The organism is Pseudomonas arcuscaelestis, from assembly GCF_016881005.1.
In the GTDB taxonomy this organism is placed as follows: Bacteria; Pseudomonadota; Gammaproteobacteria; order Pseudomonadales; family Pseudomonadaceae; genus Aquipseudomonas; species Aquipseudomonas arcuscaelestis.
On sequence record NZ_JACOPV010000001.1, the window covers coordinates 477,362 to 496,467 of the forward strand.

Annotated in this window: 17 protein-coding genes; 3 read left to right on the forward strand and 14 right to left on the reverse strand. The window is 57.5% G+C overall.

Annotation, left to right across the window (positions count from 1 at the left end):
- Window positions 1-23 precede the first annotated feature (23 nt).
- The 4 genes from H8F21_RS02215 to H8F21_RS02230 all read right to left on the reverse strand — a co-directional run bounded on the left by H8F21_RS02215 (window position 24) and on the right by H8F21_RS02230 (window position 5,464).
- Window positions 24-1,400: a M16 family metallopeptidase gene (locus H8F21_RS02215; protein ID WP_203476970.1), complete on the reverse strand. Its 1,377-nt coding sequence runs from the start codon at window positions 1,398-1,400 to the stop codon at window positions 24-26.
- A 33-nt stretch (window positions 1,401-1,433) separates the two neighbouring features.
- Window positions 1,434-3,092, reverse strand: coding sequence for a Na/Pi cotransporter family protein (locus tag H8F21_RS02220; protein WP_203476968.1), 1,659 nt, complete (start codon window positions 3,090-3,092; stop codon window positions 1,434-1,436).
- A 219-nt stretch (window positions 3,093-3,311) separates the two neighbouring features.
- Window positions 3,312-4,085: a TerC family protein gene (locus tag H8F21_RS02225; RefSeq protein ID WP_136473916.1), complete on the reverse strand. Its 774-nt coding sequence runs from the start codon at window positions 4,083-4,085 to the stop codon at window positions 3,312-3,314.
- A 71-nt stretch (window positions 4,086-4,156) separates the two neighbouring features.
- Window positions 4,157-5,464, reverse strand: coding sequence for a CitMHS family transporter (locus H8F21_RS02230; protein WP_203476966.1), 1,308 nt, complete (start codon window positions 5,462-5,464; stop codon window positions 4,157-4,159).
- Between the two features lie 301 nt (window positions 5,465-5,765).
- Here H8F21_RS02230 and H8F21_RS02235 point away from each other — a divergent pair, with 301 nt between their 5' ends.
- Window positions 5,766-6,167, forward strand: a complete 402-nt coding sequence (locus tag H8F21_RS02235; protein ID WP_136473918.1) for a GFA family protein — start codon at window positions 5,766-5,768, stop codon at window positions 6,165-6,167.
- A gap of 10 nt (window positions 6,168-6,177) precedes the next feature.
- On the opposite strand, the gene H8F21_RS02240 is transcribed toward H8F21_RS02235, so the two are convergent.
- The 10 genes from H8F21_RS02240 to H8F21_RS02285 form a co-directional block, all read right to left on the reverse strand.
- On the reverse strand, window positions 6,178-8,136 hold the full coding sequence (locus H8F21_RS02240) for a DUF7844 domain-containing protein (protein ID WP_203476964.1): 1,959 nt from the start codon (window positions 8,134-8,136) through the stop codon (window positions 6,178-6,180).
- Window positions 8,133-8,453, reverse strand: a complete 321-nt coding sequence (locus H8F21_RS02245; RefSeq protein ID WP_136473920.1) for a DUF2388 domain-containing protein — start codon at window positions 8,451-8,453, stop codon at window positions 8,133-8,135. Before H8F21_RS02245 ends, H8F21_RS02240 begins: the two co-directional genes overlap by 4 nt.
- Before the next feature lie 27 nt (window positions 8,454-8,480).
- The gene (locus H8F21_RS02250; protein ID WP_203476962.1) at window positions 8,481-8,774 is read right to left on the reverse strand and encodes a DUF2388 domain-containing protein; all 294 of its coding nucleotides are present in this window, start codon (window positions 8,772-8,774) and stop codon (window positions 8,481-8,483) included.
- Between the two features lie 121 nt (window positions 8,775-8,895).
- Window positions 8,896-9,213, reverse strand: coding sequence for a DUF2388 domain-containing protein (locus tag H8F21_RS02255; RefSeq protein WP_203476960.1), 318 nt, complete (start codon window positions 9,211-9,213; stop codon window positions 8,896-8,898).
- A gap of 295 nt (window positions 9,214-9,508) precedes the next feature.
- Complete coding sequence (locus H8F21_RS02260) at window positions 9,509-9,724, reverse strand: DUF1127 domain-containing protein (RefSeq protein ID WP_136473923.1); 216 nt, start codon at window positions 9,722-9,724, stop codon at window positions 9,509-9,511.
- Between the two features lie 319 nt (window positions 9,725-10,043).
- Window positions 10,044-11,537: an acetyl-CoA hydrolase/transferase family protein gene (locus H8F21_RS02265; protein ID WP_203476958.1), complete on the reverse strand. Its 1,494-nt coding sequence runs from the start codon at window positions 11,535-11,537 to the stop codon at window positions 10,044-10,046.
- A gap of 177 nt (window positions 11,538-11,714) precedes the next feature.
- Window positions 11,715-13,151 (reverse strand): NAD(P)(+) transhydrogenase (Re/Si-specific) subunit beta, encoded by a 1,437-nt coding sequence (locus H8F21_RS02270; RefSeq protein ID WP_203476956.1) that lies wholly within the window; start codon window positions 13,149-13,151, stop codon window positions 11,715-11,717.
- 2 nt (window positions 13,152-13,153) lie between these two features.
- Complete coding sequence (locus H8F21_RS02275; RefSeq protein ID WP_203476954.1) at window positions 13,154-13,471, reverse strand: NAD(P) transhydrogenase subunit alpha part 2; 318 nt, start codon at window positions 13,469-13,471, stop codon at window positions 13,154-13,156.
- Window positions 13,472-13,482: 11 nt separating this feature from the next.
- Window positions 13,483-14,604: a Re/Si-specific NAD(P)(+) transhydrogenase subunit alpha gene (locus tag H8F21_RS02280; RefSeq protein ID WP_203476953.1), complete on the reverse strand. Its 1,122-nt coding sequence runs from the start codon at window positions 14,602-14,604 to the stop codon at window positions 13,483-13,485.
- Between the two features lie 406 nt (window positions 14,605-15,010).
- Window positions 15,011-15,937 carry a LysR family transcriptional regulator gene (locus tag H8F21_RS02285; protein ID WP_203476952.1) on the reverse strand — a complete coding sequence of 309 codons (927 nt, stop codon included), beginning with the start codon at window positions 15,935-15,937 and terminating at the stop codon, window positions 15,011-15,013.
- Between the two features lie 160 nt (window positions 15,938-16,097).
- Here H8F21_RS02285 and H8F21_RS02290 point away from each other — a divergent pair, with 160 nt between their 5' ends.
- A complete protein-coding gene (locus tag H8F21_RS02290) occupies window positions 16,098-17,279 on the forward strand; it encodes an acyl-CoA dehydrogenase (protein WP_136473928.1) in 1,182 nt (393 codons plus the stop codon).
- Window positions 17,280-17,294: 15 nt separating this feature from the next.
- A complete protein-coding gene (locus H8F21_RS02295; RefSeq protein WP_203476950.1) occupies window positions 17,295-18,515 on the forward strand; it encodes a CaiB/BaiF CoA transferase family protein in 1,221 nt (406 codons plus the stop codon).
- Window positions 18,516-19,106 lie beyond the last annotated feature (591 nt).

A 19,106-nucleotide genomic window follows, 5' to 3' on the forward strand; every position in this document is an offset into this window, starting at 1 on the left:
TTCCGGCCACGCAAGCGATAGAATCAGGGGCGCCGTCGTCGCCCTAGGATCAGGCCGCCAGCGAGTATTACACCCAGCCCTAGAGCAATCAGTCCGTACAACTCGTCATAACTGATCATGGGTTGCTCAACACGCACATAGCCAGGTTCGGCCAGTAGCTGGCGCAGGGCCTGGTTGGCGTCTTTCAGGCTTACCCGGCGCATTGAGCGCACGGGATCGGCAAAGTGCCCGTCAAGGTAATCGTTGAGCGCACCCCAATAGTAATCGGCCAGCGCCGCGTTACCTTGTGTAGTCCAGGCTTCGCGGTCGATTGCGGCTTGCTTGATGCGCTCAAAGGTTGCCGGATCCAGACCGTCCTTGCGCAAGCGTTCAAGCATGTCGCCCAACGCTTGCTCGGCGTCCTTGACGTCGGCGCGATCCAGATCGGCATTAAGGCTCATTATCCCCGTGTCGCCAAAACTCTCCCGTTGGCTGAACGGCCCGTAGGACAGCCCGTGGTTGAGGCGTAACTCTTCGTAGAGCCTCCACTCCAGGTAGCGCTGCAACAAGTCGTAAGTCTGGCCGTGATCGTTGTCCAGCACCGGCTCCAGAAACATCCAGTGCAGGCGGGCGCTGTCGCCGAGCCAGCCACGGGTCAGCTCGCGGCGTGCTTCAGCCTTGTGAACAACACCGTCAAGGGCCCGACGCTCGCCAGGCTCAGCCGGGTCGAGTTCGCCGTAGGTTCGTTCCAGATAGGCCGGCAGCAGACGATCCAGGCCGCCGACTATGATCAGGCTCATATTGTTAGCGGCATACCAGTGCTGGCGGACGTCCTTGACCTGTTCCAGCGTCATGTCCGCAACGGCTGAGCGCTCTGCGCATTTGAGCCCCAGCTCCACTGCGAGCTGATCGCTTGCACGGTGACCCAAATCCTGACGATCCAGCCAGCGCTGCAGGTGCGAATAGTGCCCACCGTCTTCGCGCTCGACGATCTTTTTCGACAGTGCCAGCGATTTCTCATTGATCTCGGTGTCCTTGATCATAGCCAGCAGCAGGTCGAGCACTTTACGTTGGTTGCGCGCAGGGGCTTCGATAACGAAGGTGGTATCAGCACTGCTGGTATAGGCGTTCCACTCCCCGCCTAAAGCCTGCATGCGGGCCTCTAAACCGCCTTCACCGGTGTTATCCAGGCCACTGAACAGCAGGTGCTCGAGCAGATGCGGTAGTTCTTGCTGCTCGCAGGGAAAGTCGTCAAAGCCGACACCCACAACCAGGCGGATCGACACATGGTTGCGTTCATATCCAGATTTGAGCAGCACCTGCAGGCCATTGGGCAGCAAGTAGCCTTCGACCTGAGAGCGGTCGAGTGCAAAGCTGGGCAAGGCACCTAATAACAGGCACAAGAACATCAGGCAACGCATGGGGAGCTTCCTTGCGGGCGTTCTAGGTAGTGGTCAAGGTGAGTGGGCATCATCTGGCACGCTATCCAACAGTAGACCGCCGGTATCGGATCCACCCAATACCACATAGGCACTGCTGCAGAACAAGGAGTTCAATCGTTTCATATCGGCAATCAGTTCCAGGTGCAACGCGCTGGTTTCGATACTTTGCAACACTTTACGTTGCAGTCGGCTTACATGGGCGTGGGCCAGGCGCCGCTCTTGCGCTCTGAAACGGCGTTTTTCCCGTAACAGTTGGCGAGCGCTCTCCGGGTCGGCGCTGAGAAACACCGAAAGCCCCAGGCGCAGGTTGGCCAGTAGCTGGCTATGCAGCCCGGTCAACTCTTCGAGGCCCACGTCAGAGAATTCCCGACGCTGGGAGGTTTTCTGCTGCTGTACCTTGCGCAGCATACGTTCGATCAAGTCGCTGGCCAGCTTGAGATTGATTGCCAGCTCAATGATTTCTGCCCAACGCTTGCTGTCCTGATCGCTGAGGTCCTCTCGGGGCATCTGCGCCAGGTACAGCTTGATCGCATTGTTGAGCGCTTCGACGTCTTCAGCCAGGCCGCGCACCTGTTGGGTCATTGCTGTGTGAGTACCCAGCAGTACGCCCTGCATGGCATCAAGCATGTTATCGATCAAATCACCTACACGCAGGGTTTCACGCACAGCGTTGGCCAAGGCCAGGCTGGGGGTTCCCAATGCAGCGGGATCGAGATGGCGCGGCTTGGCCCGACCATTGGTCTCTGCCCGCTCCGGCAACAACCAACTGCAGAGCCGCCCCATGGGGGTGACCGTTGGCAGCATGATCAGGCAACGCAGACTGTTGTAGATGAGGTGAAAGCCGATCACCAGTTCCTGGGCACTGAAACTCAGTGTGTCCATCCAGTGCACCAGTGGATCAAGTACCGGGATGATCAGGACCAGACCGATCAGCTTGTACAACAAACTGCCCAAGGCAACTTGCCGCCCGGCTGCGTTTTGCATGCTGGTACTGAGGAACGCCAACAAACCACTGCCGATGTTGGCGCCAATCACCAGGCCGATGGCAACGGGCAGGCTAATCAGTTCAGCACCAGCCAGGGTCGCGGTAAGGAGTACAGCGGCCAGGCTTGAGTAGGAAATAAGTGCGAACAGGGCGCCGACCAAGGCGTCGAGAAGTATGTCACCGGTCAGGGAGGCGAACAGCACCTTTACGCCCTGAGCCTGGGTAATGGGCGCGGCAGCCTCCACGATCAGTTGCAAAGCGAGGATGATCAGGCCCAGGCCAATACCGACGCGGCCTAGTTGTCCGGCACGGGTTTGTTTACGGGACAGAAAAAAGATCACCCCGAGAAAAATCAGCAGCGGTGACAGCCATGACAAGTCAAAAGTCAGTACGCGCGCCATCAGCGCTGTACCGACATCGGCGCCGAGCATGATCGCCAGCGCCGGGGTCAAGGTCATCAATCCTTGCCCCACAAATGAGGTCACCAGCATTGCCGTGGCATTGCTGCTCTGGACCATGGCGGTAACCACAATGCCAGCGATGAACGCCAGCGGCCGCTTGGACATGTTCTGGCTCAATACGCGTCGCAGGTTGGAACCGTACACCCGCAGGATTCCGGTCCGCACGATGTGCGTACCCCAGATCAACAGCGCTACAGCGGAAAGCAGATTGAGCAGGGTCAGCATTTAACAGGCCCCCTGTTGAGCGTGCCCCAGTGGGACAGAATGGATAGTGCCGTGAGCCCGGCCTGATCGTAGGCGGTTTTTACCAGTGCTCACTTAAGCTTTAGTCGGTCCGAAGGACTGACGCCAGCATCGCATAGCCTGCACAGGCTTTGAAACAAAAGCGTCATGAAAACAAATGAAAAAAGGGCCCGCAGGCCCTTTGATCAAAACACTCCAGGGTTACTGACCCGGAATATCCTTGCGAAGTTTCACCGGGTCGCCTTGCTCCTGGTTTTTCTTCCGGGCCATGGCCGAGCGCATCTTGATGTTGACGGCTTCGACTGCCAGAGAGAAAGCCATGGCAAAGTATACGTAGCCTTTAGGTACATGCACTTCGAAGGCTTCGGCGATCAGCACAGTACCGACCACAATCAGGAACGACAGGGCGAGCATTTTCAATGAAGGGTGCTTGTCGATGAAGTTACTGATAGCGCCGGCGCACAGCATCATCACCAATACCGCTACGACAATTGCGGCGATCATCACCGGAACGTGCGAGACCATGCCCACAGCAGTGATCACCGAGTCCAGGGAGAAGACGATGTCGATGATCGCGATCTGGATAATTGTGTAGAGGAACTTGCCGCCTTTGCCGGTAGGTTCGTCGTGGGTCTCATCTTCGCCTTCGAGGCCGTGGTAGATCTCCTGAGAGCTTTTCCACAGCAGGAACAGGCCACCAAAGAACAGAATCAGGTCGCGACCGGAAATACCGTGGCCCATCACCACGAACAGGTCGGCGGTGAGGCGCATTACCCAGGTAATCGACAGCAGCAGAAGGATACGCGTGACCATTGCCAGGGCCAGACCGAAAATCCGGGTGCGCTGCTGCATATGCTTGGGCATACGGCTGACCAGGATCGAGATCATGATGATGTTGTCGATGCCGAGAACGATCTCAAGAGCCGTCAAGGTAAAAAAGGCAACCCAGATTTCTGGGCTGGTCAGCCATTCCATGTGTATTCCTTCGAGCGTTTGATGCAGGGCGCCTGGGCAAAGGCGCCACTACGGTTGGATAAGTCTACGGTTTATAGGCTGCTGAACAGTGGGAATGTTCCCAGAAGCAGCGCGGCGAGCATTATGCACAGGCAAACCAGCACTGCCCACTTCAGGGTGAAGCGCTGATGATCGCCAAACTCGATCCCGGCCAGAGCCACCAACAGATAAGTAGAGGGTACCAGCGGACTGAGCAGGTGTACCGGTTGGCCGACGATCGACGCGCGAGCCATTTCCACAGGCGAAATACCATAGTGGCTGGCTGCTTCTGCCAGCACTGGCAGCACCCCGTAATAGAAGGCGTCGTTGGACATGAAGAAGGTGAATGGCATGCTGACAATTGCTGTAATCACCGCCAGATAGGGGCCCAGGGCGTCTGGAATAACTGCCAGCAAGCTCTTGGACATGGCTTCGACCATGCCGGTACCGGAGAGAATGCCGGTGAAGATACCTGCGGCGAAGATCAGCCCGACCACAGCCAGCACGCTGCCGGAGTGTGCCGCAACCCGATCCTTCTGCATCTGCAGGCAAGGGTAATTGGCGATCATGGCGATACTGAAGGCAACCATGAACAACACGGGCAGCGGCAGCAGCCCGGCTACCAGCGTTACCATCAGTACGGCCGTCAGTGCGCCGTTGAACCAAATCATTTTTGGCCGACGGGCATCCGGGAACTGCGAAACACTGATTTCACTGTGATCGATTTCATCGCCGGGAAGGTGCAGCTCACCAAGGCGTGCACGCTCACGTTTACCGTACATGTAGGCAATAGCCAAGATGGCGACCACGCCGAAGAGCATGGCCGGAATCATCGGCACGAAAATATCCGAGGGGTCGACATGCAGGGCGCTGGCGGCGCGGGCGGTCGGTCCTCCCCAGGGGGTCATGTTCATCACCCCACCTGCGAGAATGATCAAGCCAGCCATAATCCGAGGGCTCATGCCCAGGCGGCTGTACAGCGGCAGCATGGCGGCCACGCAGATCATGTAGGTGGTGGCGCCATCGCCGTCCAGTGACACAACCAGTGCCAGCACCGCGGTGCCTACCGATACCTTCAGCGGGTCACCCTTGACCATTTTGAGGATCTTGCGCACGGCTGGGTCAAACAACCCGGAATCAATCATCAGTCCGAAATACAGAATGGCGAACATCAGCATCACCCCGGTAGGGGCAAGCTTGGTAATACCTTGCAGCATCATCGGGCCGATATCGCCCGAAAAACCGCCGAACAAGGCGAACAGGATCGGTACCAGAATCAGGGCGATCAAGGCTGAAAGGCGCTTGGTCATGATCAGGTACATGAAGGTGATGACCATGGCAAAGCCGAGGAAGGTCAGCATGGGAGTACTCCAGGCGTATCGCGTCGAATAGGGAACGGGTCGGGCGGATCAGCGCGCGAGGCGCAGTGCGTGGAGTAGCGGGGGAAATACGGCGGGGTGGCGGTTGTAAGCAGACATCAGAATCACCATTGTTGTTGTTAATTGGGCCGGGCGCTGTACTGGACGTCAGATACCCTGGCTGACCGGTCTGTGCCGGTGGTGGAGGCAATCCTAAGTCGGCAAGCTTTCAGCCAGCTTTCGCTGGCTCAAAGACGACGAGAGGTGCATTGTTGGCAATAGACTGAAGGGAGAGGGAGTTGCGATGCGCGACATGCATGAAGGTGGCTGTCATTGCGGGGCCCTGCGCTACCAGGTTCGGGGGCCATTAATCGACGTTGCACACTGCCATTGTTCGGTGTGTCGACGGGTGAGCGGTGGGCTGCTGGTAACCTGGGCAACCTTGCCCTGCGCTGATTTCCAGTGGTTGAGCGGGACCCCGCAGTGCTATGACTCATCACCTAGCTGCGTGCGGTATTTCTGCAGTCGGTGCGGTGCTCATGTGGCGCTGAGCACGGATCTGAGCCCGGAAACTATCGACATCACAATAGCCACGCTGGACCAGCCTGAAGTGGCCCGGCCCAGTCGGCATATCTGGACCAGCAGTCGCCTACCCTGGCTGCAGTTGGATGAGCATTTGCCCGGCGAGCCAGAGGAAACTCTTTAGTTTGGAGCCCTCACGGTAGCTGCAACCCTCCGGCGGCTTTGTGCAAAGCGCGCAGGTGCTCGCCAACCTGCTTGATGTTCGCTTCGACCGCAGCAATTTCTGCGGTCCGGGCAGGGCCAAGAAGTGCACGCACTTCTTTGTCCAGTTCGGCACTGAGTGATTGCAACTGCTTTTGCCGTTGGCTGGACTCGCTGATCAGTTGCTTGCGTTCACTTGCTTGCGGTAGTCCGTAGCCACTACTTCCCAAGAGCTCCGCGGGCCGGCTGAGAAACCCACTGTTGGCGAGAATCTGCTGCAGCGTGCCATTGGCCTTGCTGACGCTGGCATCATTTTCGGCGCGCCCGGTCAAGTAACGCTGTTTGACTTCATCCTGAGCCAGCAGCAACTGCTTGCGCAGGCTTGCCTGTTCTAGCAGGAGTAGTGCTGCGCTGGTGCGCAAGTCAGCCTTGGCGAACCACTGCCGGCGTTGCTCGGCGGATTGCTCCAGCCAGCCTTCGACGCTGTCCTGGGGGATGGGCAAGTGCTGCTTTAACACCAGGAACATGGCCTGGTAACGGTCGCGGTAGGAGTCGAAGCGGTATCCCAGGCGCAAGGCCTCGCGGGGATCATCGAGGACACTGACATCGGCCAGTCCGCGCCCTTGCAAAACTTCCAGCAAACCATTGGGCACGATGCTGTCCAAGTCTGAAAGACGCGGGTTGGCAGTGCCGCTACGCAGCAACTTCAGGGTTTCCACTGCGCAGTTGTTGGACAAGAAGTAATAGTTGCCGTCGTAGCTCCAGTGCATCTCCGCTGCCTGGCGGACCAGGCTTTCCAGCTCATTACGGTCAAACTTCAAAGGTATCGAGGCCAGGCTGCGCAGTTCGGTTTTGGTGTACTCATCGATAACCTGAGCCAGGGGCAATACGAACAGGCGCGAGGGGTATGCACCTGTCAGGCCGTCCCAGCTCGACAATTGCACATCATTGACGAAGGCGCGGTACGACAGCACCAAGTGCTGATCAAGGTCCAGCCGGCAGTCAGGCCCACGCGGGCGCCCCGGGGCACAGATGACCAGGCGCAGCATGCTGTGTCCCCAGCGACTGACCCAGTTCTGGTTGGCTTCAGCCAGCAGGTAATCCACGGCGTATACGCGCTCTGGATCAATCTCGCCCAGAGGCGCTTTGGCAAAATCATTTCCGGCATTGAGAAATGGCAGCGCCTGCGCGCACGCCGGATGATCTGGGGCCCAGTCAAAGTGTGCTTTGAGATAGGTGTGCAGCGCTGGGCGTCGGCAGGCGAAACTCGGGTCAAGGAGGAAGTACTCCATGTTGACCGCGATGAATTCCTTCGGGCTGCTCAATTCATAGTCGTCAGGGCTGCGTGCGACCTGGCGGTTGTGTTGCTCCCTCTCCCCTCGTCGGCCTACATACTGCGGCCAGCCGGCCAGGTCGAGCAGGCGTGGGTCGTCGCTGAGCGTAAAGCGTCGCTCAGCTTGGCCGCGACATTCCTCGGGCAGGCCGACTTTGCCCTGGCTGCTCACGTGCCGCGTGCATTGAATGATCAGTTGCCGTTCGCGGCCCTGCCACAGCCGCGCACGGTCATAGATGTGCGTCAGCTCGTGGAGCACTGTGGCGAGCAGTTCCTGGCGCACAGTGCCATGCGCGCGTCCGGTTTTGCTAGTAGCTGCGCTGCCGTCGGTGAGGCTCGGCAGAAGTTGGCTATTGAGCTCAAGCGTGGAAACCAGTGATGCCTGGCCATAGGCATCCTTAGGCATTTTCGCACTCCAGTTGACCTGGATACGGCGATCCAGGCGCGCCTTGAAACTGGGCGGCAAGGCTTGCAATGCTTCATCCAGTAACGCCTGGCTGGCTCGCTGCTGGGCAGGCTCCAGGCCCTCGGTCTGCAGCTGCAGCTCTAGATCGGCCAGAACAGGGCTAGCCAGTAGCGCTAGCAGGCTACCGAGCAACCAGGCGCGCAGGGTGTTCACAGGGCGAGAATGGCTTCAGCCAGATCCTGATCGCTCGCCTGGCGTGCATCAGGTACGCGCTGGCGCAGTGTGTCAAAGGCAGCTTCCAGTTGTGCGCCGCGGATTTCGCCGTTGCTGGCGACATAACTGGCGGCGTCGTCACGGGCTTCACGCACGACTTTGGAGTCACGGATTGAAGTGGTTGTATCAGAGGTGAAGTCGATCGAGCGGCCGAATGCACGAACGATAATATTGCTGGTGGCCACCAGGGTTTGTGCCTGGGCCACATCGGCCAGCAACATAAGGCCAAGGGTGGCGGCAATCAGCGGGTTACGCATGGAGCATCTCCGAAAAAATATGGTTACTTATTGGACGAGAATTGCCTGCGCCAGTTCAAGGTCGTCGGCATGAAGTTCGAGGTCTGCCAGGCGTAGTCGCTCAAAGGCCGCCTGGAGTCGCGCGCCGTGTATCTGACCGTCGCTGGCAACAAACGCGGCGGCATCATCTTGAGCGTCAAGAAGCAATTTGCGATCGAAGGGCGCCGAGGTCACCTTGCTGGTGACATAACCGCTTACGACAAGATTGTTGGTGGTGAGGTCCAGCGCTTGGGCTGTATTCGTCCAGCAGAGCACAAACAATAGAAATGACAGATAACGCATGAGTTTCGTTGGGCTTGGCGGATCAGGCGGCAAAGGCTATCCCAATGCGCTGGCCAGGGCCAGCGCAGGGGGGCCGGCTTCGTTGCATGTTGTTACATGACTGAGCCGGGGGCAGACGATTTCACAGCGCCAGGATTGCCTGGGCCAATTGTGCATCGCTTGCTTGCAGGGTTGGGGCCTGCTTGCGGATGTGGGCAAATGCGCTTTCCAGTTTTACGCCGCGGATTTCGCCATGGCTGGCTACAAAGCTGGCGGCATCGTCGCGGGCAGCGCGAACAATTTTGTCGTCACGAAACGAAGACGATACGTCGGAAGTGGCGTCCGTGGAGGCTGCAACAGCACCAACAACGGCATCAGTGGTTACCACGAAGCTGGTGGCGTTGGCTGTGGAAGCCAGAGCAAGTACCAGCGCGGCGCCAAACAAGCTTGTACGGAACATGGTCAATCTCCTGGTTTAAGACGGGTTCTTTGTGTCAGACGCACGCTCAGCCGGAAGGGCTACTTATTTCCCCGACTGGGTGCTGTAAGCGTATCACGCGATGAGCAACTGCGAGTTGGACAGGGTAAACAGGAAGCTTCTCAGCTGTACCGGCAATTTATTAGATCAAATAAACTGTACTGGTATCGATGGCGAAGGCTCTATTCAGGGCTTTGAAAATAAAAAACCCGTCAGCAGTTACCTGCGACGGGTTTTAGAATTCGAGGGCGCCGGCCTAGGGCCGGCGAGCCCTGCATCAACGCCAGAACGGCTTGCTCAGCTCTTCGTAGCGTTGTGCTTCGCTGATACCAGCGTCGGCCAGCAGGCGCGAGTCCAGGCGAGCCAACTGGTGGCGGCTGGCGATGCGGCGTTGCCATAGCATCAGGTTGGCCAACAGGCGCAGTGGCAGCGCAGCTTTGGATTGTTCGTTGTTACGTTCGAAAACCAGATCGGAACTGAGGGTACGTTCCATGATGTCATCCTTCCGCTTGTGGCGGCATTAGATAGTGATTTAACTGGTGCCCATGATCCTCCTCTGTCGTCCATAACAGTAGATACAGTTCGGTTGCATTGTGATGGTCCAGTTAACTGTTTTATAGCACTGTTGCACTCTAAATAGACGGAACTGTACTGGTATGCACTGAAATGGTGCGATTTGCGCGAGGCTTGGGAGGGTAGGACGGGCTTGCGGGGTAAAAACACCGATACAGTAGTACAGTTTTTTGCATCTAATCGGTAGTAACTGTACAGCCGGTGAGCATTGCGCATCACCGGCCGCGATCCAATCAGCTTTAGCTGGCGAGCATGCGCCCGGTTTCTTCCAGGTTTTCGTGCCAGGACAGTGCTTCGCGCAGGATGTGCGGCGTATGACCGCCGCGCTCGCAGGCCCGAGCGAAGTAGTCATTCAAGGCTTCGCGATAGTCCGGGTGCACACAGTTGTCGATGATCACTCGGGCGCGCTCGCGGGGCGCCAAACCGCGCAAGTCGGCCAGACCTTGTTCTGTGACGAGGATGTCGACGTCATGCTCGGTGTGGTCCACGTGGCTGACCATGGGTACAACGCTGGAAATCGCGCCGCCTTTGGCAATGGACTTGGTAACGAAGATTGCCAAGTGTGCATTTCGTGCGAAATCCCCCGAGCCACCGATGCCGTTCATCATCCGCGTGCCGCAGACGTGAGTGGAGTTGACGTTCCCGTACAGGTCGAACTCCAGGGCAGTGTTGATGCCAATGATGCCGAGTCTACGGACCACTTCCGGGTGGTTGGAAATTTCCTGGGGACGTAGCACCAGCTTGTCCTTGTAGCGCTCCAGATTACCGAATACGTCGGCATTGCGACGGCTCGACAGGGTAATGGAGCTGCCCGAGGCAAAGCTGAGCTTGCCTGCATCGATCAGGTCGAAAGTCGAATCCTGGAGTACTTCGGAGTACATGGTCAGGTCTTCGAAAGGCGAGTCGATCAAGCCGCACATCACGGCATTGGCGATGGTGCCGATGCCCGCTTGCAATGGACCCAGCTTGTTGGTCATGCGCCCAGCTTCAACTTCCTGCTTGAGGAAGTTGATCAGGTGGTCGGCGATGCCCTGGGTTTCTGCATCGGCCGGCAGTACAGTCGACGGCGAGTCCGGCTGTTCGGTAATGACGATGCCGACGATCTTTGCAGGGTCGATCGCGATGGCGGTGCTACCAATACGATCATCGACTTTGACCAGCGGAATCGGAGTGCGGGTCGGGCGGTAAGTCGGGATGTAGATGTCGTGCAGGCCTTCCAGGTTGGCGTTATGAGCCATGTTGATCTCGACGATCACCTGTTTGGCAAAAATGGCGAAGCTGGCTGAGTTGCCCACCGACGTGGTCGGAACAATGTGGCCTTGCTCAGTGATTGCAACGGCTTCGATGACCGCGATGTCTGGCAGCTTCAGCTGCTGGTTGCGCAGCTGTTCCACGGTCTCAGACAAGTGCTGGTCGATGAACATGACCTTGCCTTCATTGATGGCCTTGCGCAGTGTGCTGTCGACCTGAAAAGGCATGCGACGGGCAAGAACGCCGGCTTCGGTCAGTTCTTTGTCCAGGTCGTTGCCCAGGCTGGCACCTGTCATCAGGCTGATTTGCAGCGGAGATTGCTTGGCGCGCTCGGCCAGTGCGTGCGGCACGGCCTTAGCTTCGCCGGCGCGGGTAAAACCGCTCATGCCGACGGTCATGCCGTCCTCGATCAGGCCAGCGGCATCAGCCGCACTCATAACCTTGCTGTGCAGGGAGGACAAGCGGATACGATCACGGTACATGGATTGTTATCTCAGGCTACTAAAGCTAGATGCGCAGTCTAGAGATTTAGTGTCCCGGCGTCCCGCGACCATGGTCGAATGCTAGGCTTTGATTTGAAGCCATCTGTCGGTGGGCCGGGCATTAGAAAGCCCCAGCCGATACCGCGCTGGGGCTAATTGTCACAGCCTGGAAAAGGCTTAATCGACGGCTTTGACCATATCTTCGATGACCTTCTTCGCGTCACCGAAAACCATCATGGTTTTGTCCAGGTAGAACAGTTCGTTATCAAGGCCGGCATAGCCACTGGCCATGGAGCGCTTGTTGACGATGATGGTCTTGGCCTTGAAGGCTTCGAGGATCGGCATACCCGCGATCGGCGACTTTGGATCGTTCTTGGCTGCTGGGTTGACCACGTCGTTGGCGCCCAGTACCAGCACCACGTCAGCCTGACCGAACTCGGAGTTGATGTCCTCCATCTCGAACACCTGGTCGTAGGGCACTTCGGCTTCTGCCAGCAGCACGTTCATATGGCCAGGCATACGGCCAGCTACCGGGTGAATTGCATACTTAACGGTTACGCCGTTGTGCGTAAGCTTCTCGGTGAGCTCCTTGAGTGCGTGCTGGGCGCGGGCTACCGCCAGGCCGTAGCCCGGAACGATGATCACGGTGTCGGCGTTGCTCAGCAGGAAGGTCGCGTCATCGGCTGAGCCGGACTTGACCGGACGAGCCTCTTGCGCGCCAGCCGGGCCGGCGCTATCTGTGGCGCCGCCGAAGCCACCGAGGATCACGTTGAAGAACGAACGGTTCATCGCCTTGCACATGATGTACGAGAGGATGGCACCCGACGAGCCTACCAGCGAGCCTGCGATGATCAGCATCGAGTTGTTCAGCGAGAAGCCGATACCAGCCGCCGCCCAGCCCGAGTAGCTGTTGAGCATCGAGACCACCACCGGCATGTCGGCGCCACCAATCGGGATGATGATCAGTACACCCATGACGAATGCCAGGATCAACATAAGGGCGAAAGCGCTGTAGCTGCCGGTAAACGTGAAGACCAAGCCGAAGCCTATTGTAGCCAGACCCAGGATCAGGTTCAGCTTATGCTGGCCGCTGAACTGTACCGGGGCGCCCTGGAACAATCGGAACTTGTACTTGCCGGAGAGCTTGCCGAAGGCAATGACCGAACCGGAAAAGGTGATTGCACCGATCGCTGCGCCCAGGAACAGCTCCAGACGGTTGCCGGTAGGAATCGGGTCGCTGATGCTGGAGACAATACCCAGCGACTGCGGCTCGAGCACTGCGGCGATCGCAATGAACACGGCAGCCAGACCAATCATGCTGTGCATGAAGGCAACCAGCTCAGGCATCTTGGTCATTTCTACGCGCTTGGCCATGATCGAGCCCGCCGTACCGCCAATCAGCAGGCCGACAATTACGTAGCCGATGCCGGCAGTGGCCAGTTCAGCGCCCAGCTTGTAGATCAGCCCGACAGTGGTGACCACGGCCAAGGCCATGCCTAGCATGCCAAAAACGTTGCCGCGCCGAGATGTGGTCGGGTGCGAAAGGCCCTTGAGCGCCTGAATGAAGCACACCGAAGCGACAAGGTAGAGAAGTGTAACCAGGTTCATGCTCATGTTTACTGCTTCCCCTCAGCCTTTGCGGCTTTCTTCTTGAACATCTCCAGCATGCGCCGGGTGACCAGGAAACCACCGAATACGTTTACCGCTGCCAGGGTCACCGCAAGGGTGCCCATGATTTTGCCCAGCGGCGTAACAGTCAGGGCGGCGGCCAGCATGGCCCCGACAATGACAATGGCGGAGATGGCGTTGGTAACTGCCATCAAGGGGGTGTGCAGCGCGGGCGTAACGTTCCACACCACGTGATAACCGATATAGATCGCCAGAACGAAGATGATCAGGTTATAGACGCCGTGAGAGATCAGCATGTCTTCCATTGTCTGGCTCCTTATCCGTTCTTGCGGATGATCTGGCCGTCGCGGCACATCAGGCACGCGGCGACGATATCGTCTTCGAGGTTGATCACCAGCTGACTGTCCTTGTCGAACAGCAGCTTCATGAAGTCCAGCACGTTGCGAGCATAGAGGGCCGAAGCATCGGCACTCACCTGCGCGGGCAGATTGGTCGGGCCGACAATGGTTACGCCCTGCTCTATCACCACCTGGTCAGCGACAGTCAATGGGCAGTTGCCGCCTTGTGCTGCCGCCAGGTCGATGACCACCGAGCCTGGCTTCATCTGTGCAACCGTCTCGGCGCTGAGCAACGTCGGCGCCTTGCGCCCAGGAATAAGGGCTGTGGTGATAACAATATCGGCCTGTTTGGCGCGCTCATGCACAGCCTGGGCCTGACGTTGCATCCAGCTTGCTGGCATTGGGCGGGCGTAGCCACCCACGCCGACAGCACATTCACGTTCCTCGTCGGTCTCATAAGGCACGTCGATGAACTTGGCACCCAGCGACTCGATCTGCTCCTTCACCGCAGGACGCACGTCCGAGGCTTCAATCACCGCACCCAGGCGTTTGGCCGTGGCAATGGCCTGCAGCCCGGCAACACCTGCACCGAGAATCAGCACGCGAGCGGCCTTCACGGTACCGGCAGCGGTCATCAGCATCGGCATGAAGCGCGGATAGTGATGGGCAGCCAGCAACACGGCCTTGTAACCGGCAATGTTGGCTTGCGAAGACAGCACGTCGAGGCTTTGTGCCCGTGATGTGCGAGGAGCCGCCTCCAGCGCGAATGCGGTAATACCGCGCTCGGCCATCTTGGCGATCATGTCGTTGTTGAACGGATTGAGCATGCCCACCAGGATGGTGCCGCTCTTGATTTGGGCCAGTTCGCTATCGTTGGGAGCCACAACTTTCAAAACAAGCTGTGCGCCAAACGCATCGGCTGCGCTGCCAATAGCAGCGCCTACTGCTTCATAGGCACTGTCCGGAACGCTGGCATTGATGCCGGCGCCACTTTGGACAGTAACCTGATGCCCCTGACCAATCAGTTTCTTGATGGTTTCCGGGGTTGCAGCAACCCGTGTTTCGCCCGTCTGCGTTTCGAGAGGAACACCAATGTGCACGTCAAATCTCCTGCGTGATCTTTTGTTGGAAAACCAGCGCACTGCGGATGGTGCGTCTGGGGCGGCCGATCAGCACGACCCCGCCGAATCCAGGCGGGGCGCGGCATTTTGCAGGTGATTCCCGAGTTGCTTCAACCAGTTTTGGAGGGTGACGGTAATCAAACTACAAGTCACCCTGTGACTGAATGTCGCAAGAACAGGCCTGGAGCCCGTTAAATACGGGCTTCAGGGAGATTACGGTAATTTTTAAAAAAATTCCGCTGAATGTGCCGATTGCTTCGGTCAAAACGTGATTTATGCTGCGAATGCCGCATAGATACTAGGGTTAAGAGCGATGTCGTGCCAATTAATACAGTTTTGATAATTGCGACATTTACTTATATCTGTAGGGTTCTGACTTTGCTGACTACGGGGTCAGGTTATCGCTTTCAGCCTTGTGCTCCGCGGCGTAGCGCTGAGATTCGGCAACCAGCCAATCGCGGAAAGCGCGCAACGAAGCAGATTCGACCTTCCGTTCAGGGATCATCAGGTAATACGCCTTGATGCTGGACAAGCCGTGTCGGTTGGCTATTACCAGGTGCCCTTCTGCCAATTCTCGCTGAATCAGAAAAGGAGGAATCAGGGCTATTCCCATCTCATGCATGGCCGCCTGAGCCAGCATCGAGAATAGCTCATAGCGTGGCCCTGTCATGTCACGGTTAACGTTCATGTCCAAGCTGTTGAACCATTGGCGCCAGGCGTATGGGCGCGTGGTTTGTTGAAGTAGCGGCAACCGAGCGATTTGTTCCGCATCCAGCTGTGTGGCACCTGCCAACAAGTCAGGGCTGCAAACCGGTACCGGGCTTTCGCTCATCAGTCGATGAGAGTGAGTGCCCGACCAATCGGCATCACCGAAATAGATGGCTGCGTCAAAGGGGGTATCGGCGAACAGGAACGGCCGCGTGCGGTTTGTCAGATTGACGGTGACCTCCGGATGGCGCTGCTGGAAGTCTTTGAGCCTTGGCAGCAACCATTGGGTGCCAAAGGTCGGAACCACGGCAAGCTCGATAACGTTGGCGCCCTGTTGGCCCATCACTGACAAGGTGTCGCGCTCCACGGCGTCGAGCTGCGTGGCCACCCTGCGGCTGTAAGAGAGGCCAGCCTCTGTGAGCTTTACCCCGCGCCGCGATCGACGGAACAGTTCAACGTTGAGAAATTCTTCGAGTCCGGCAATTTGCCGACAGACGGCGCCCTGGGTAAGGGACAGCTCTTGGGAAGCCTTGGTAAAGCTCTCGTGGCGGGCGGCTGCCTCGAAGCAAACCAGGGCCGCTGTACTGGGAATCTTTCGTCGCATGTACGTCAACCTCACTAATAGCGCGTAAGTGTGGGGTTCTCTACCATCACGGAGTGAGAAATTATCACAAGACCATGCGTATTCCTCGTTTGTCTCATGCCTCGAACAGGCCTAGGATCAATCCACAACAACTTTGCTCCCCTATTTCGAGGATACGCTCATGGCCGGTAAAGCAAGCTTCAACTGGATCGACCCGCTGTTGCTAGACCAACAGCTCACTGAAGAAGAGCGCATGGTGCGTGACAGCGCTTATCAGTTCGCCCAGGACAAGCTGGCCCCGCGCGTGCTGGAAGCTTTTCGGCATGAGCAGACTGACCCCGCGATTTTCCGCGAGATGGGTGAGGTCGGTCTCCTTGGCGCTACCATTCCTGAGCAATACGGTGGCAGTGGCCTGAACTATGTCTGCTACGGCCTGATCGCCCGTGAGGTCGAGCGTATCGACTCCGGCTATCGTTCGATGATGAGTGTGCAGTCCTCTCTGGTGATGGTGCCTATCAATGAGTTCGGTACTGAAGCGACGAAGCAGAAGTACCTGCCGAAGCTGGCCAGTGGTGAGTGGATCGGTTGTTTCGGTCTGACCGAGCCTGATCATGGTTCCGATCCGGGCTCAATGATTACCCGGGCTAAAAAGGTCGACGGTGGCTATCGCCTGTCTGGCAGCAAAATGTGGATTACCAACAGCCCTATCGCTGATGTGTTCGTGGTGTGGGCCAAGGACGACGCCGGCGACATCCGCGGCTTTGTTCTGGAAAAAGGCTGGCAAGGCCTCAGCGCTCCAGCGATTCACGGTAAGGTTGGCCTGCGCGCCTCGATCACCGGCGAAATCGTCATGGATAATGTGTTCGTACCTGAAGAGAACATCTTCCCGGATGTGCGCGGCCTGAAAGGTCCTTTCACCTGCCTCAACTCTGCTCGCTATGGCATTTCCTGGGGTGCGTTGGGTGCGGCAGAAGCCTGCTGGCACACCGCTCGCCAATACACCTTGGATCGTAAACAGTTTGGCCGTCCCCTGGCGGCCAACCAGTTGATCCAGAAGAAGCTGGCGGACATGCAGACAGAGATCACCTTGGCACTGCAAGGCTGCTTGCGTCTCGGGCGTATGAAGGATGAAGGCACTGCGGCTGTCGAAATCACTTCCATCATGAAGCGCAACTCCTGCGGCAAGTCCCTGGAAATTGCTCGCATGGCACGTGACATGCTCGGTGGTAACGGCATCTCCGACGAGTTCGGTGTGGCCCGCCATCTGGTTAACCTCGAAGTGGTCAACACCTATGAGGGTACCCACGACGTTCACGCGTTGATCCTGGGTCGCGCACAAACCGGCATCCAGTCCTTCTATTAATTAAGGAGCCAGCCCATGGGCGCGCTATCTCATCTGCGGGTACTGGATTTGTCGCGAGTGCTGGCCGGGCCTTGGTCCGGGCAGATTCTCGCCGACCTTGGGGCCGAAGTGATCAAGGTCGAGCGCCCGGGAACCGGCGATGACACGCGTGCCTGGGGGCCACCCTTCCTTAAAGATGCCTACGGTAAGAACACTACCGAGGCGGCCTACTACTTGTCGGCCAACCGTAACAAGCGCTCGGTGACTATCGACTTCACCCAGCCGGAAGGTCAGCGCTTAGTGCGTGAGCTTGCGGCAAAATCGGATGTGGTCATCGAGAACTTCAAAGTGGGTGGTTTGGCCGCTTATGGGCTGGATTATGAAAGCCTGAGGGTCATCAACCCACAGCTGATTTATTGCTCGATTACCGGCTTTGGCCAGACTGGCCCGTATGCCAAGCGTGCCGGGTACGACTTCATGATCCAGGGGCTTGGCGGCTTGATGAGCCTTACCGGCCTTGCGGAGGGTGAGGAGGGTGCGGGTCCGGTAAAGGTAGGAGTAGCGCTGACCGACATTCTTACCGGGCTGTATTCTACTGTGGCAGTTCTGGCCGCCCTCGCCCATCGCGATCATGATGGTGGAGGCCAGCATATCGATATGGCATTGCTCGATGTCCAGGTTGCCTGCTTGGCCAACCAGGCCATGAATTACCTGACTACGGGCACGCCGCCTAATCGACTGGGCAATGCACACCCTAATATCGTCCCTTACCAGGCCTTCCCCACGTCTGATGGCGACTTCATTCTTACCGTGGGCAACGACGGGCAGTTTCGCAAGTTCGCTGAGGTGGCTGGTCAACCGCAATGGGCGGACGACCCGCGCTTTGCTACTAATAAGCAGCGAGTGGCGAATCGGACGGTGCTGATCCCGTTGATTCGTCAGGCAACAGTATTCAAGACCACTGCCGAGTGGGTGTCGTTGCTTGAGAAGGCTGGTGTGCCTTGTGGGCCGATTAATGATCTGGCGCAGATGTTTGCCGATCCGCAGGTCAAGGCGCGAGAGCTGGCTATTGAGATGCCTCACCCATTGGCTGGGCATGTGCCGCAGGTTGCGAGCCCTATTCGGCTTTCTGAGACGCCAGTGGAGTACCGCAATGCCCCGCCACTTTTAGGCGAGCATACCGAGCAGATATTGGGCGATGTTCTGGGGATGACATCGTCGGATATTGAGCGCTTGCGTACTGCTGGGGTGGTCTGACGCGGTAAGGAGAGAAGCGCGGTGTGCGCGTTTCTCCTTTTAGCGTGCAGCTTGCTTCTTATAGCCAAAATGCCCCTCCTTAATCAAAGTTGTAATAAGTCCTTGACGCCCCTGCGGATGTGTCTATAATTCGCCCCACTTCCGGCATAGTCGGAACAGAAAACTCCTTGATATTCAATGAGTTAGATGTTTCAGGTAGTGCTGGAAGTGCTTCGATCGAAAGATCGGCAGCGGTGAAAAAGGTGGTTGACAGCGAATTGAAACGCTGTAGAATTCGCCTCCCGCTGACGAGAGATCGCAGCGAGTTAAGCGGTTGAAGTTGAAAGAGAAATTCTGAAAAACTTCAAAATAAGCGCTTGACACACTCTGAGGAAAGCGTAGAATGCGCGCCTCGGTTGAAGCGAAAGACTTCAGCCAACGCTCTTTAACAATCGAATCAAGCAATTCGTGTGGGTGCTTGTGACTCAGACTGATAGTCAGAAAGATTATCAGCATCACAAGTGACTGCACGAGAAGTCGAAAGACTTCGAATTAGTCATTTGAGATTGCTGAGCCAAGTTTAGGGTTTTCTCAAAACCCAAGCAGTATTGA

Excerpts from the sequence above, each read along its gene's own strand:
- H8F21_RS02230 (WP_203476966.1), bottom strand. The coding sequence starts at position 5,464 with ATGCTGACCTTCCTCGGCTTTGCCATGGTCATCACCTTCATGTACCTG.
- H8F21_RS02285 (WP_203476952.1), bottom strand. The coding sequence starts at position 15,937 with ATGCGACGAAAGATTCCCAGTACAGCGGCCCTGGTTTGCTTCGAGGCA.
- H8F21_RS02220 (WP_203476968.1), bottom strand. The coding sequence starts at position 3,092 with ATGCTGACCCTGCTCAATCTGCTTTCCGCTGTAGCGCTGTTGATCTGG.
- H8F21_RS02250 (WP_203476962.1), bottom strand. The coding sequence starts at position 8,774 with ATGCGTTATCTGTCATTTCTATTGTTTGTGCTCTGCTGGACGAATACA.
- H8F21_RS02255 (WP_203476960.1), bottom strand. The coding sequence starts at position 9,213 with ATGTTCCGTACAAGCTTGTTTGGCGCCGCGCTGGTACTTGCTCTGGCT.
- H8F21_RS02265 (WP_203476958.1), bottom strand. The coding sequence starts at position 11,537 with ATGTACCGTGATCGTATCCGCTTGTCCTCCCTGCACAGCAAGGTTATG.
- H8F21_RS02245 (WP_136473920.1), bottom strand. The coding sequence starts at position 8,453 with ATGCGTAACCCGCTGATTGCCGCCACCCTTGGCCTTATGTTGCTGGCC.
- H8F21_RS02225 (WP_136473916.1), bottom strand. The coding sequence starts at position 4,085 with ATGGAATGGCTGACCAGCCCAGAAATCTGGGTTGCCTTTTTTACCTTG.
- H8F21_RS02235 (WP_136473918.1), top strand. The coding sequence starts at position 5,766 with ATGCGCGACATGCATGAAGGTGGCTGTCATTGCGGGGCCCTGCGCTAC.
- H8F21_RS02275 (WP_203476954.1), bottom strand. The coding sequence starts at position 13,471 with ATGGAAGACATGCTGATCTCTCACGGCGTCTATAACCTGATCATCTTC.
- H8F21_RS02270 (WP_203476956.1), bottom strand. The coding sequence starts at position 13,151 with ATGAGCATGAACCTGGTTACACTTCTCTACCTTGTCGCTTCGGTGTGC.
- H8F21_RS02215 (WP_203476970.1), bottom strand. The coding sequence starts at position 1,400 with ATGCGTTGCCTGATGTTCTTGTGCCTGTTATTAGGTGCCTTGCCCAGC.
- H8F21_RS02290 (WP_136473928.1), top strand. The coding sequence starts at position 16,098 with ATGGCCGGTAAAGCAAGCTTCAACTGGATCGACCCGCTGTTGCTAGAC.
- H8F21_RS02260 (WP_136473923.1), bottom strand. The coding sequence starts at position 9,724 with ATGGAACGTACCCTCAGTTCCGATCTGGTTTTCGAACGTAACAACGAA.
- H8F21_RS02295 (WP_203476950.1), top strand. The coding sequence starts at position 17,295 with ATGGGCGCGCTATCTCATCTGCGGGTACTGGATTTGTCGCGAGTGCTG.